This window comes from Streptomyces niveiscabiei, from assembly GCF_001419795.1.
GTDB lineage: Bacteria > Actinomycetota > Actinomycetes > Streptomycetales > Streptomycetaceae > Streptomyces > Streptomyces niveiscabiei.
On sequence record NZ_LIRL01000364.1, the window covers coordinates 334 to 12,967 of the forward strand.

General features: G+C 68.6%; 16 protein-coding genes. 4 read left to right on the plus strand and 12 right to left on the minus strand.

Annotation, left to right across the window (positions count from 1 at the left end; genetic code table 11):
• The 6 genes from AOK24_RS18350 to AOK24_RS46015 form a co-directional block, all read right to left on the minus strand.
• The coding region (locus tag AOK24_RS18350) for an ALF repeat-containing protein (RefSeq protein WP_206191223.1) at nucleotides 1-1,190 on the minus strand (1,190 nt) is incomplete at its 3' end.
• Nucleotides 1,191-1,401: 211 nt separating this feature from the next.
• Nucleotides 1,402-1,770 (minus strand): hypothetical protein, encoded by a 369-nt coding sequence (locus AOK24_RS18355; protein WP_055721156.1) that lies wholly within the window; start codon nucleotides 1,768-1,770, stop codon nucleotides 1,402-1,404.
• A gap of 271 nt (nucleotides 1,771-2,041) precedes the next feature.
• Nucleotides 2,042-3,868, minus strand: coding sequence for an acyl-CoA dehydrogenase (locus AOK24_RS18360; RefSeq protein WP_055721157.1), 1,827 nt, complete (start codon nucleotides 3,866-3,868; stop codon nucleotides 2,042-2,044).
• 132 nt (nucleotides 3,869-4,000) lie between these two features.
• Nucleotides 4,001-4,870 carry a dioxygenase family protein gene (locus AOK24_RS18365; protein WP_055721158.1) on the minus strand — a complete coding sequence of 290 codons (870 nt, stop codon included), beginning with the start codon at nucleotides 4,868-4,870 and terminating at the stop codon, nucleotides 4,001-4,003.
• Nucleotides 4,871-5,169: 299 nt separating this feature from the next.
• On the minus strand, nucleotides 5,170-5,397 hold the full coding sequence (locus AOK24_RS18370) for a hypothetical protein (protein ID WP_055721159.1): 228 nt from the start codon (nucleotides 5,395-5,397) through the stop codon (nucleotides 5,170-5,172).
• Nucleotides 5,394-5,762, minus strand: a complete 369-nt coding sequence (locus AOK24_RS46015) for a hypothetical protein (RefSeq protein WP_079056871.1) — start codon at nucleotides 5,760-5,762, stop codon at nucleotides 5,394-5,396. The genes AOK24_RS18370 and AOK24_RS46015 overlap by 4 nt, the downstream gene beginning before the upstream one ends.
• 183 nt (nucleotides 5,763-5,945) lie before the next feature.
• On the opposite strand from AOK24_RS46015, the gene AOK24_RS18380 reads away from it, so the two are divergent.
• Nucleotides 5,946-6,227, plus strand: coding sequence for a GntR family transcriptional regulator (locus AOK24_RS18380; protein WP_055721161.1), 282 nt, complete (start codon nucleotides 5,946-5,948; stop codon nucleotides 6,225-6,227).
• Here the strand turns inward: AOK24_RS18380 and AOK24_RS18385 are convergent.
• From AOK24_RS18385 to AOK24_RS18405, 6 genes are all read right to left on the minus strand, one after another.
• Nucleotides 6,224-6,628: a hypothetical protein gene (locus AOK24_RS18385; RefSeq protein ID WP_133258241.1), complete on the minus strand. Its 405-nt coding sequence runs from the start codon at nucleotides 6,626-6,628 to the stop codon at nucleotides 6,224-6,226. The genes AOK24_RS18380 and AOK24_RS18385 overlap by 4 nt on opposite strands.
• Before the next feature lie 214 nt (nucleotides 6,629-6,842).
• Entirely contained in the window at nucleotides 6,843-7,985 is a 1,143-nt protein-coding gene (locus AOK24_RS18390; protein ID WP_055721163.1) for a methyltransferase domain-containing protein, read from the minus strand.
• 18 nt (nucleotides 7,986-8,003) lie between these two features.
• Nucleotides 8,004-8,867, minus strand: coding sequence for a radical SAM/SPASM domain-containing protein (locus tag AOK24_RS18395; RefSeq protein ID WP_055721164.1), 864 nt, complete (start codon nucleotides 8,865-8,867; stop codon nucleotides 8,004-8,006).
• 35 nt (nucleotides 8,868-8,902) lie between these two features.
• Nucleotides 8,903-9,397, minus strand: a complete 495-nt coding sequence (locus AOK24_RS18400; RefSeq protein WP_055721165.1) for an NUDIX domain-containing protein — start codon at nucleotides 9,395-9,397, stop codon at nucleotides 8,903-8,905.
• A 242-nt stretch (nucleotides 9,398-9,639) separates the two neighbouring features.
• Nucleotides 9,640-9,867 (minus strand): hypothetical protein, encoded by a 228-nt coding sequence (locus tag AOK24_RS48560; protein WP_133258240.1) that lies wholly within the window; start codon nucleotides 9,865-9,867, stop codon nucleotides 9,640-9,642.
• 501 nt (nucleotides 9,868-10,368) lie between these two features.
• Complete coding sequence (locus AOK24_RS18405; protein WP_063799476.1) at nucleotides 10,369-10,626, minus strand: hypothetical protein; 258 nt, start codon at nucleotides 10,624-10,626, stop codon at nucleotides 10,369-10,371.
• Between the two features lie 302 nt (nucleotides 10,627-10,928).
• Here AOK24_RS18405 and AOK24_RS18410 point away from each other — a divergent pair, with 302 nt between their 5' ends.
• From AOK24_RS18410 to AOK24_RS18420, 3 genes are all read left to right on the plus strand, one after another.
• Complete coding sequence (locus AOK24_RS18410) at nucleotides 10,929-11,693, plus strand: helix-turn-helix domain-containing protein (protein WP_338060939.1); 765 nt, start codon at nucleotides 10,929-10,931, stop codon at nucleotides 11,691-11,693.
• On the plus strand, nucleotides 11,690-11,905 hold the full coding sequence (locus tag AOK24_RS18415; RefSeq protein ID WP_055721167.1) for a DUF397 domain-containing protein: 216 nt from the start codon (nucleotides 11,690-11,692) through the stop codon (nucleotides 11,903-11,905). The genes AOK24_RS18410 and AOK24_RS18415 overlap by 4 nt, the downstream gene beginning before the upstream one ends.
• A gap of 89 nt (nucleotides 11,906-11,994) precedes the next feature.
• On the plus strand, nucleotides 11,995-12,471 hold the full coding sequence (locus AOK24_RS18420) for an SseB family protein (RefSeq protein ID WP_050371310.1): 477 nt from the start codon (nucleotides 11,995-11,997) through the stop codon (nucleotides 12,469-12,471).
• Nucleotides 12,472-12,634 lie beyond the last annotated feature (163 nt).

Below are 12,634 nucleotides of genomic sequence, written 5' to 3' on the forward strand. Positions count from 1 at the left end.
TCGGCGTCCGCGCGGCCGGTGCGGAGGTAGGCGACGATGCCGGTGTCACTGCCGGACAGGGCCGCGAGGGCCGCTGACCGGCTCCGGGGGCGGCCCGTCTTCGCGGTCGCGAGGGCCACGGCGCGGCCTTCGGGCGCGATCGTCGCCGGGTCGGTGCCGGGTTCGGCGGCCTGTCGGGCGAGTTCGTCCGCCTCGGCCCGGAGGTTCTCGGCCTCCCGGACGGCGGCCTGCCGGCGGGCGGCGCGCTGGTCCTCCTGGGCCTTGAGGTCCCTGGCGCGGGTGATGGCCTCGTTGGTCCGTGCGGCCAGCTTTCCCGCGTCGGTACGGACGGCGAGGTCGTGGACCTTCTTCGCCTCGGTGACATCCGCGCCGGCCGCTTTGGCCGCCTTCTGCGCCGCGGCGGCGTGGATACGGGCCTGCTTGACGGTGGTCGCGGCCCGTGCGGCGCGGGCCGCTGCGGCGGCGTCCTTGCCCGACTTCGCCGCCCGGGCGTCCAGCCGGGCGATCGTGGCGCGTTCCTGGTCGTGGGCACGGGCCACGTATCGGCCGACCTGGAGGAACGCGTGGACGTCCGCCGGCGAGCCGTCCAGCGCGATCCGGGCCGCGGCCCCCACGTTCGCGCCGGCCCCGTCGAAGAGCTGCGCGACCTGGACGCGCTCGTCCTGGCGGCGCCGGTCGTACTGCCCGGTGGTGAGGAACTCCCGGATCTTGTCGGGCGAGCCGCTGCCGAGCGCGGCGATGCCGGCCTTCCGGACCTCGGGGCCGCCCGCGTTGATGATCTGCGAGACCTGTACCCGCTGGTCCTGGAGGAGCGGGGCCTGCCACCCGTCCTTGAGGAACGCCCTGACCGTGTCCGGCGCATTGCTCTTGAGCGCGTCGCGGACGGCCTTCCGGAGGGCGGGGCCGCCGAGGTTGTAGAGCCGGGAGGCGGCTACCCGGTCGTCCGAGTACGACAGGTCGGCGGCCTGGGAGAGGAACGTCCGGACGGCGTCGTCACCGCCGACGAGCGCGGCCTCCGCGGCCTCCTTGACCCCCGGACCACCCGTCTCCCACAGCCGGACCGCCTCGGCCCGGTCGGTCTCCGGCGCCGAGTCATCGGCTCGGGCGGGGCTGGGAACTGCTCCCAGCAGGCCCAGGACGAGCGCGCCGGGCAGCAGGCTCAGACACAGTGCGCGTCGTGGAAAGGTCACTGCGAACTCTTCTCGTGCACAGACATAAAGCAAAGTAAGTGGTCGACCGTGACAGTAAAACCGTATCTGCGCACAAGCAACTTGAATGCAATAACGGTAATTTCGCGATGAAACCGGACGAAGTATCCGCAGGCGCGGCAACGGCTCCACGCCCCGCGCCGCGAGCGTCGCGGCGCGGGGCGTGGACCGGAACGCCGGTCCGACTTACGGTCTAGCCGTCGTAGACGCCCCAGTTCCGTACCGTTCCGTGGCCGGAGCAGTTGCCGACGAAGTGCCAGTAGCCGACGCCCACCAGCGGGCCCCAGATCTGGGTGAAGTCCGAGCACTGGGTGTACGAACCGGACCGGCCGTAGTCGACGTTGCAGTCCGCCTCCCACCAAGTGCCGTGGTTGACGAAGTTGTTGCAGTAGTTCACGTGCTTGACCGACGGACTCGCGCTGCTGTCACCCTTGACGATCTTCACCGCGCCGGTGGGTGCCTGCATCGGCTTCGCTGCCGCGTCCGTCGGCGCGGCGACGGCGGAGGTGGTTCCCGCCGCGAACAGCAGCGCGCCGGCTGCCAGTACCAAGTAGCGTTTCACGTTTCCTCCTGCTGGAACGCGTGGGTTCCATGAGCGGTGGACGAGTCGCTTGCTGAACTTGGTGCAGCCATGAAGCTAAGGGCGGGAGGAGGCGGAAGGCATAGCTCCGGCGCACGATTCGGAGAACGTCCGAAAAGGGCTGATCATCCGGGCTGCGCCCGCTCCCGTCGGCTGAACGCACGAGTGGGCCCCGCCCGACCCCGGACGGAACCCACTCACACGCAGCTCAACAGGCGTCAGCGCACAGCCCGTTGGCGAGACCGGCGATCTCTCAGAACGCCGCCTCGTCCAGCTCCATCAGGTCCAGCTCCACGCCGGAGGCGACCTTGCGGGCCAGCGTCACGCCGGGCAGGACGTTCGCGGCGAAGAACTTCGCGGCGGCGATCTTGCCGGTGTAGAAGGGCTTGTCCTTCGCGGAGGCCGTCTCCAGCTTCTCGGCGGCGACGGCAGCGCCCTTGAGGAGCAGGTACCCCACGACGACGTCACCCGACGCCATCAGCAGGCGGGTCGTGTTGAGCCCGACCTTGTAGATGTTCTTGACGTCCTGCTCGGTCGCCGCGAGGTCGGTCAGCATCAGCCCGACGATGGCTTCCAGCTCGACGGCCGCCTTCGCCAAGTGCTCCCGCGCGCCCGAGAGTTCCTCGCCGCCCGTGCCCAGCGCGAGGAACTTCTTGATGTCCTCGGCGAGGCCGTTCAGCGCGGCGCCCTGGTTGCGGACGATCTTGCGGAAGAAGAAGTCCTGGCCCTGGATCGCGGTCGTGCCCTCGTAGAGGGTGTCGATCTTCGCGTCCCGGATGTACTGCTCGATCGGGTACTCCTGGAGGAACCCGGAGCCACCGAAGGTCTGGAGCGACTGCGCGAGCTGCTCGTACCCCTTCTCCGACCCGTAGCCCTTGACGATCGGCAGGAGCAGGTCGTTGAGCGCGTGCTCGGCCTTCGCGTCCTCGCCGTTCGCCTCCTTGACCGCGATCGCGTCCTGGACGGAGGCGGTGTAGAGGACGAGCGCCCTCATACCCTCGGCGTACGCCTTCTGGGTGATGAGCGAGCGCCGTACGTCGGGGTGGTGCGTGACGGTGACCTTCGGCGCGGCCTTGTCGCCGAACGCCGCGAGGTCCGTGCCCTGCACGCGCTCCTTGGCGTACTCGAGGGCGTTGAGGTAGCCGGTGGAGAGGGTGGAGATCGCCTTCGTGCCGACCATCATGCGGGCGAACTCGATGATGCGGAACATCTGGCGGATGCCGTCGTGCTTGTCGCCGATCAGCCAGCCCTTGGCGGGGTGGCGGTCGCCGAACGTCATCTCGCAGGTGTTGGACGCCTTGAGGCCCATCTTGTGCTCGACGTTCGTGGCGTACACGCCGTTGCGCTCGCCCAGCTCGCCGGTCTCGGAGTCGAAGTGATACTTGGGGACCAGGAACAGGGACAGTCCCTTGGTACCAGGACCGGCACCCTCGGGGCGCGCGAGGACGTAGTGGAGGATGTTCTCCTCCATGTCGTGCTCACCCGAGGTGATGAACCGCTTCACACCCTCGATGTGCCAGGAGCCGTCCTCCTGCTGTACCGCCTTGGTACGACCCGCGCCGACGTCCGAACCGGCGTCCGGCTCGGTCAGCACCATGGTGGAGCCCCAGGTCTTCTCGACCGCGATCCGCGCCCAGTTCTTCTGCTCCTCGGTGCCCTCCTCGAAGAGGATGCGCGCGAACGCCGGGCCGGAGGAGTACATCCACACGGCCGGGTTCGCGCCGAGGATCAGCTCCGCGTACGCCCAGATCAGGGACGGCGGCGCGGTCGTCCCGCCGATCTCCTCCGGCAGGCCGAGCCGCCAGTACTCGGAGTCCATGAACGCCTTGTACGACTTCTTGAAGGACGGCGTGACCGGCGCGGTGCTGGTCTCGGGGTCGAAGACCGGCGGGTTGCGGTCGGCGTCCGCGAAGGACTCGGCCAGCTCGTTCTCCGACAGCCGCGTCAGCTCCGACAGGACACTCTTCGCGGTGTCCACGTCCATCTCCTCGAACAGGCCCGTGCCGTACAGCTTGTCGCGGCCCAGGACTTCGAAGAGGTTGAACTCGATGTCGCGGAGGTTCGACTTGTAGTGCCCCATGGTGATGGCTCCGTCAAGAGATCGGCGAGGCACTGTGTTCCTCGCGCGGTGGTTTCACGTACCAGCTAGTAGCTACGATGATGCTACCCGCCGGTAATAAGTGGCAACCCCGATCCGGCCAACTGTGACTGGTCACACCGCGACGGTCAGCGTGGCCGTGTACCCCTTCTCCAAACTCCCCTCCACGGACGCCATCTGCTGCTCGTGACCGTCCCGGAAGACCATGTCCGTCTCCAGAGTGAGACGGGCCAGGTTGGTGATACTTCCGGCGTACCCCTCCGTCGCGTACACCGTGTCGCAGACGTCCTTCGGGAAGGCCAGCTGCGAGGTGTTCGTGATCGCCGTCGCCGCGGTCGCGTCCGCGAGGGAGCCGTACACCTCGAAGTGGATGTGCGGCCAGCGCCCCGGGTAGCACCCCGGAAAGACACTGGTGAAGGTGACCTGCCCCTTCGCATCCGCCTCCTGCACCCCCCTCAGGTAGTTCTCGTCCGTCACCCCCTCGGTGTACAGGGAGTAGTCCCCGGCCCGGTCGGCCTGCCAGATGTAGACGGCCGCGCCCTTCTTGGGGGTACTACACCCGGAGGCCGAGTCCACGACGGTCAAGGTGACCTTGAGAGGTACGCCCTCAGCGGTACCGCCCGCCGAGTTCCCGAAGCTCTTCGTGATGTCGCTACGCACGACACCGCTCTCCTTGAGCACGTTGACCCCGTTCGACCCGTCCCCGGGATAGGGCCCGGCGGTCTCCTCGGGGATCACGGCGCACTCGGCGGAGTCGGCGGCCCCACTCGACGCCGGGCTCCCCGAAGAGGCCGACGAACCCGACGCCGCCGGCGCACCCTCCCCCTCCGCACTGCACCCCACGACCGGCACCAGCCCCACCCCCGCCATCAACCGGATCATCCGCCGCCGGGCGAGCACGGGAAGGTCGTACGACAACCCCCGGTCGTGCTCGTCCACCCCTTCGCCCGCGTGCTGGTCGCGCTCGTCGTCACGTCGCCGCATAGCCGTCCCTCCGCCGATCCGTTGCCTGCCTAGTCAGACGCTATGAGCGCAGGGCGGTCCCGGGCCAGGCCGGGGGCTGTCGATCGGCTGTCGGTTTCCGGGGGTGGCGGTTTGCTGGGCACCGACAGGCGGGAGTGGTCACCGGCGGTGCCCGTCCCACAGTGTGGCGAGGCCCCAGGCTGGGGTGAGCCTGGGGCCTCGTTCAGCAGCGGGCGACGTACGTCAGGACAGGAGCCGCCAGCTGTCGAGGGCGTCCTCGATCTTGGTGGCGACGCGCTCGGCCCGGACGTCGCGGCCTTTCACGTCGTGTGTCGGTGCGGGGGCGGGGTGTTGTGGATCATGTCATCCGCCATGGGTCCCACGCCGACGACGAGGACGCAGTCCGGGCAGGCGTAGAGGGTGACTCCGGGGCCGCTCGCGCGCTCGATGTAGCGGCAGGGGATCGCCGCAGCGCTCCACCGTTCGCAGTGGCAGCACACGGCACCGAAGGGGGCGGGAAGTTCGTTGGTCAGTGCGTCGCGGTTCATGCGTTCACCCCTGCTGCGGCAAACCCCTCGGGTGCTGCGGCAAACACCTCGGGACCGAAGGGGGCACCGGGGTAGGTGTACGGGTAGTCGACGCCCATCGTGGCGAGAGTGAGCGCGTGGAGCCGTTCCCGCTGTTGGTGGAGTTCGAGCGTGGCCGCGTTCTGCTGCCGGAACATCGCTGCGGCTTCCGCTTTCGTAGGACTCGTCCACGGACGGGACCAGGGAGAAGCAGGGGTGACGTCTGGAGTGGTGGCGGTGACCTGCGGCTGCACCGCCAGGAATTCGGCGCTGTGACGCCCGGGGCGACGGCGGGGGGTGAGGACGGCGAGCACCCAGGCGAGGGCACGGGCGATAACATCGCGCATACGTCAGTCAGCTCCCTAAAGCTGTCTTGGCGAGCCCCGGGTGGACCGCTTAGGACCGGTCCGCCCGGGGCGTTTCTGTTCGTTCTGGGACGACGATAGAGCAACTCCTCTAAGTCATCTACCCATACAACTGTTCTACTGGTCTAAGTCGCCATGGGGTGACCCGTTGTCTACGCTTTCGCCATGCCCGAGCGACCGCAGCCCTCGTACACGCCCCGTGCCCCGTACCTACGGGTGCTTGACGCGCTCGCAGCGGAGATCCAGAACGGGACGTACGGGCCGGGAGACCGCATCCCTAGTGACGCCGAACTGTCCGAGCGTTTCGGGGTCGCCCGTATGACTGCCCGGCGGGCCGTGGGGGTGCTCAGGGAGCGCGGACTGGTCTACACCGAGTGGGGGAAAGGCACGTACGTACAGGTTCGGCAGCCCGATCCGGCCGGCGAGGACGAGCGCCAGGGCGACTAGTCCTCGGGACGGTCATGGTCATCCAGTCCGGTCACTCTCCGGTAGTCGGCGGGGGTGAGGCGCGCGAGTGCGCTTTTTAAGGGGTCGGTTACATCCCAGCTGTGATCTACGGGGTGGTCGGCGAACAGTGCGCATTCGGTGTCGCTGTCTCGGGAGTCCTCGGGGGCCGTGGCGAGGCAGAACGGCAAGAGCTCGAACCGGTGTATGACGCCCCCGTCGACTTGCACCCAACGCACCCACAGCGCCGTCTCCTGCGGGGGGCTGAGAACCCACAGCACAGAGCCGTGCCCTGTCACCTCGTCGTGCTCCCCCAGGTCACACAGCGAGAAATCCGGGAACTCCGCGAGTATGTCCCCGATCTCGTCCTCGGGTATGTCCGTCATCCTCATGACGGCGGTCATCCCCTGGCCGTGCGGGACCGGGGTGAAGGCAGTGCATTGCAGCGGCATCGCCGGACGTCATCCTTGGGTGTGGGAGAGGGAAAGAAGCCCCGCCCGCGCGCCACGGGGCACACAGGCGGGGCGGGGTGTGGCGCTCTCACCGCTCGGAGCGCAGCGGCACCCCGCACAAGGGGGCGGACCGGTCCGGCGCCGGGGCGCGTCCGCCGTACCGGGGCTACTGCTCGCCGACGGTTGCGCTCCAGCGTCCGCGTGCGAGGTGGCACACGCCGTCGGGTGTGATGCGGACGTTCGCGCCGAGCAGGGGCAGTGAGCCTTGGGTGTTGAGGCGGTTGCGGATGCGTTCGAGGGTGTCCCAGAGGCGTTGCGGGCCGCCCTGGTGGACTTCCGGGGGGTTTGTCCACTCGGCGGACGCGCGCGCCCATGAGCCGTCGGGGTGTGCGAGGTACGCGGTCCGTGTGCGCTCGCTGGTGTCGAAGGCGGATTCCGTTCCCGGGGCGGTGATTTCCAGCATGGAGCGCAGTTCCCACGCGTTCGCGACGTCCACGACGGGGTAGCGCCCCGTGCTCACGTCGCCGTCCGCCTCGCGGGCGAGGGTGAACAGGGCGCCGAGCCCGGGCGGGTAGTCGTCGCCGGAGCGGCTGAGCATGAACCCCGCCATGTCCCGCTCCACTCGTCCGACCACGTCTCCGGACTGTTCCTTCCAGCCGGTGACGAGCAGACAGGTGCGCGCGAGTGTCGTCACCAGACGTCCGCCGGGCTCCAACGCCCCCACCACGGGCCGGAGTCCAGGGCCCGGGGGCAGGGCGACGGTGGCCACGATCCGGTCGTACGAGCCCGGTACCCACCGCGTGGCGTCCGCGGTGATCATCTTCGGACGGTGGCCCATGGCGGCGAGCCGTTCCCCCGCCGCGCCGACCAGGTGGGGGTCCACGTCCAGGCTGGTCACGCAGTGGTCCCCGAGCCGGTGGCAGGCGTACGCGGCGAGTCCGCCCGCCCCGGTGCCGAGGTCCAGAACCGACAGTCCGTCCCCGAGCCGGCCGTGGCGCAGCATCTGGACGACCAGGCCGGGCATCGTGGCCGACGACGTGGGCGCCCCGTCGGGCCGGTCGCCGGGGTTCGCCCGGTCCGCGTGCAGCGGGCCGACCCGGGTGACCAACGAGCGGTCCGCGTACGCCGCTTCGGCCCACGCGTCCGGGTCGCTCGGCCCGTCCCACAGCACCCACCGCCCCTCGTCGTCCGTCTCCCACCAGCGCGGGACCAGCTTGTGACGGGGGGTACGGGCGACGGGCGCGAGCCACCGCGAGTCCGGGGCCGTCACCCTGTCCGCCAAGGCGCGGGCCTTGCTCTCCCAGTCCATGTCGTCGGGCCTTTCGCGTCAGTACGCCGGGTCGCACGCTTCGGTGTTCGAGGGTTCGCAGTCACCCGAGTCGTTCGGGGGGCACGCGGCACGGGGTGCGGGGATGCGTGCCGAGAGTTCCGCCCACGCCGTACCACCCAGCAGGTCGGCGAGCCGGGTCCTGCGGACGTTTCCCACCGGGAAGTCGCGCGCGAGTACGCACCCGGCGAGGTTCCCGTCCGGCAGAACGGCCGCACGTCCCCGGGTGCACCTGCCGCACATCTCGTCCAGCTCCGGTGCGGCGCCAGGGAGTGCGGCGCGGCCCACGGCACGCGCCCGGTCCGAGTTGATCTGCTTCACGCCCATGGACTCCAGCTCGGCGCGGCCCTCGTCGATCCGCTGTCCCGGCAGTACGGCCACCATCCCGACCCGGAGGCGGACACCGAGGCTCAGAGCCCTCTCGATGTTGGCCCGGGTCCGCAGGTAACTGCCCTTACGGCCCGTGATCCTGTCGTGCTCCTCCGGCTCGTCGCTGTAGTAACTCGTCCCGAGCCGCACATCGGCGCGGGTGAACAGCTCCCACCACTCAGGCTTGACGTGGAACAGGTTGCTGAAGACCTCGACGCGCCGCCCCAGGGACAACGCGAGGTCGGCGAACTCCCGCCAGTGGGGGTGGACGGTGGGCTCACCCCCGATGAGCTGAATGGTTTCGATGCCGAGCGCGGCGGCGTCGACGATCACCGCACGCCAGTCCTCGGGGGTCATCGTGCCGTGCGTTGCCTGCGGGCTGGACTCCGTGAGGCAATGCGTGCACGTGAGTTGGCACTTCCCGGTGATCTCCAGTTCCAGCGACTGGATGGCGGGCAGCGAGGGTACAGCGGGCGGTTCGATGAGCGTGGTCATGGTTCCCCTTCCCTTGCCTTGGTCCATGGCGGTGGTCAGGCGGCGGGTTCGCCGCGCGTGAGGATCGGGATGCGGAGACCGTTCTTGAGAGCGGTCACGGCTTCCCGGATACGGCGTTCCTGGTAGGTCTCCACGTAGAGGTCGAGGGCGTCCAGGGGCACCCACTTGAGCGCCGACAGCTCGTCGGCCGCACTGGCGGGCACAGCCACGGCGTCAACCTCTTCGGGGGTCGCCGTCCTCCCGTCCGCGACGATGTTGTATCCCTCGGCGGTCTCGGCCCGCGCGGGCATGTAGTCGATGACGAGGGCGTGGGTGATCTCGCGGATCAGGCCGGTTTCTTCGGCGAGTTCACGCGCCGCCGCATCCGCCGGTGCCTCCCCCGCCTGAGCGCTCCCGCCGGGGAGCTGCCACGTTCCCGACTTGTAGGTGGGCTGCACCAGAAGTACGCGCTCGGCCTGGTCCAGGACCACGACGACGGCGCCGATCCTGCGCCGGGGCGGGGTGGACATGCTGACGTCCGAGTGAGCCATACCGTTGACTCCCGCCTTCACTCGTGGTCGAAGAGGGCCGAACCGTCGCCCTCGTCCGGGACGTCCGGGGGGAGGTGCCGGGGAACCGCTTCCAGCGTGATCATCTTGCCCATGGGCTCGTTCTCCTTGTGTACTTGATGTGTGGCCCCGGTCGGCCGTCAGCCGCCATGCAGAAAGCCGATCGGGGTTGGTTCCCGCCCCCTGCCCCAGAGCGCACGTTCATGGGGCAGGGAGCGGCGTCTTCAGAAGGGGCGGCTCCGGGTACCGCTCGCGCGTCCGGCAGCCCCCGAGTCCCGGACCTCAACACCCCACGCCTCCATCTGTCCGGCGACCCATGCCGGGCTTACCCGGAACTTGCGGGACAGCGAGGCAGCGGACTCCCCGTTCCGGTAGCGCTCGATCACCGATTCGCGTTGCTCGGTGAACTTGGCTTCCGCCGCGCGGACTTCCTCAGGTGTACGACGGGGCACCGCGTCTCCTTCGGTGTTTCGGCCCGCCCTGGTCGGAAGGGGAAGAGTCGTATCGCCGTCGGCACGACTCAGGCGACCAGGGCGGGGGCTCGGGACGGAGATCGCCTACCCGTGCACGTATCGGCAGCGCGGACAGCAGGAACCGGCACTGCGCGTCCGCGTCGTCCACAACGGCCGTGAGCGGGTTCCCTTCCCTCAGATGCCGTTGGGCCTCACCGTGCGGTACGAAATACGCGGCCCAGGCCCGGAGTTCGCCGGCGGGGTCGCAGTCGGACACACGCGCGTGGAACGCCCCCGGGGGAGCCCAGTCCAGTGCGTACACGTCGGGAGCCACCTGACGGGCGAGGTACAGGGCCTGATGGTGAAGCCATCGCAGCGCGAGGACCGGTGAGATCGTCTGGAAGGCGTCGAAGACGTATCCCGCCGCGCGGCCAGTGCCCTGCACGCGACCCTCAGCACGCACCGAGCACAAGTACCCGACCGGGGAGGGAAGTTGAGACGTCACGTCAGCTCACCTCGTCGCGCGGTCCGTTCGTTCACGAGGGCGACTTTCGCGCGGAGCCCCCAGCCCGAGGGCGCCGGCTCGGCCTCGCCGGGCTTCACCGTCCACTCGGTGCCGCCCTTGAGGGGCCGCAACCACCACTGACCGTGCTCCTCGCCGAGGAACTCTCCGATGCGGTCGTGCTCGTCGATCATGATCGTGCCCACAGCCGGAACGGGTGGGGGGTTCTGCGCCGCAGACAGGGTCCTGCCGGACACGGCCGCTCCTTTCCGTAGTGGTTTCACTACCGGGGCGGTGCAACCGCTGCTTGTGCAACTCCGCCCCGCCACAGGCAGGGGGAGGCACTCTCTGATCGCTCACGGTTCCAAACCCCTGGCCTGTTTGCTTTCTGAGGGTCCAGGGGAGCACAAGCGCCCTATCCTATGGAGACTTGAACGGCATTATTCAAGTTCGTTCCTGCGAGCCGCACTTGATCAGAGAGCCATCATGGGAGGTCACGGGCGTGGGCACTGACACACCTCGGAAGAACTTGAATCCGTTAGAGAGCTTCGGCTTGGACGTGAAGCAAGTCCGCACAGCACGCCGGATCACTCAGCGGGGGCTAGGTGGCGCCACGGGCTACTCAGAGAGCTATGTGAGCAAGGTGGAGTCGGGCACGATTGTCGCGGCAGAGAAGTTCGCGGAGGGGTGTGACCGCACCTTCGGTACGGGCACGCTGTTCGTTCGGCAGCTTCAACGTGTCCTTGAGGGCGGGGCACCATCCTGGTTCGCGCCCTATCTGCAACTTGAACGGCGTGCGAGTCGGATCTTCGACTACTCGACAACATTCATCATGGGCATGTTGCAGACGGAGGAGTACGCGAGGGCAACATTCCGGGCGGACAGCCCTCGCAGAAGCGCAGCCACCATCGAGGGCAAGGTCACTACGCGCATACAGCGCCACGACGTGATGGAGCGGGAAGCCCCTCCGCTGTTGTGGGTCGTCCTGCACGAAGCCTGCCTTTGGACACAAGTCGGCGGTCCGGGGGTCATGACGCGGCAACTTGAACGGCTTCTTCTGGAAGCGCAGTCACCTCATGTCACCCTGCAAGTTCTTCCTTTCGTGGCGGGTGCGCCTGCTACCGGCTCAGCTTTTACGATGCTGGCCTTCAACGACTCGCCCACCGTCCTGCACGCAGAAGGCCAGCCAGGAGGGCGTCTGTACGAGGATGCGGCCACCGTGGCCAACGCGTTGGAGACATACGATCGGTTGAGGGCCGATGCGTTGTCCCCTGACGCATCGGTTGCCCACATCCTGCACATGTTCGAGGAGCGCACAAGATGAGTGATGGCATTGACCCGACACAGGCCCAGTGGGTCAAGTCGTCGTTCAGCGGGCCCGAAGGGGGGCAGTGCATAGAGTGGTCCCCCGGTTACGCGCTGACGACGGGGGTGATCCTGGTCCGTGACAGCAAGTTTCCGAAGGGGCCTCACCTTGCGCTGACCGGTGAAGCGTTTGCCGGTCTTGTGGCACTCGCCCGCAACACTGCCGGATGACCCGTCTGTGGCCTGATGGGCAGTGCCCGCTCGCCCTCGCACACCCGCCCGCGCCCCAGCCCTCCCCCGACTCTCGATAGGCTGGAGGCATGTACGGATACGGCCAGCCCATGGGTGAGGGTGCCGCCCAGCAGCAGTACGCGCCGCCGCAGCAGCCCGGTGGGGTCGGTGGGTACGGTCAGCAGCCGCCCCTCTATCCGGAACCGTCGCCTCCGTCGCTGTCCGACGCGGTGCGGGCGTTCACCACGGGGCAGATGGCCGCCGAGGACTTCCAGCAGATCTTCGCGACGTCGAAGGTGTACTGCCCGCGCGGGGACACCCCCGGCTTCCTCGCCCTGCACAACACCCAGCAGCCGGTCATCCCCATGTTCAGCTCGCTCAAGGAGCTGCGCCGCTACGCCGGCAAGGAGTCCAAGTACTTCGTCATCACCGGTGCCGAGGTCATCGACCTGCTCCCCACGGGGTACGGCTTCGTCCTCGACATGGAGGGCGAGCACCGGATGGTGTTCGACGCGAAGGCGGTCGAGCAGATGGTGGAGTTCGCGATGCGCAGGATGTACGGCTGAGGGTGGCTCCGCAGGGGTACGGGGCTGACATACCCGTACCCCTCAAGTCCCGTCCCTCTCAGGTAGGGGGCCGTACCCGTAGCTCTCAGGTAGGGGCCCCGTACCCGTCCCTCTCAGGTAGCAGACGTCCGCCGGCCACCCCGGCCGGCGGACGTCTGCTACC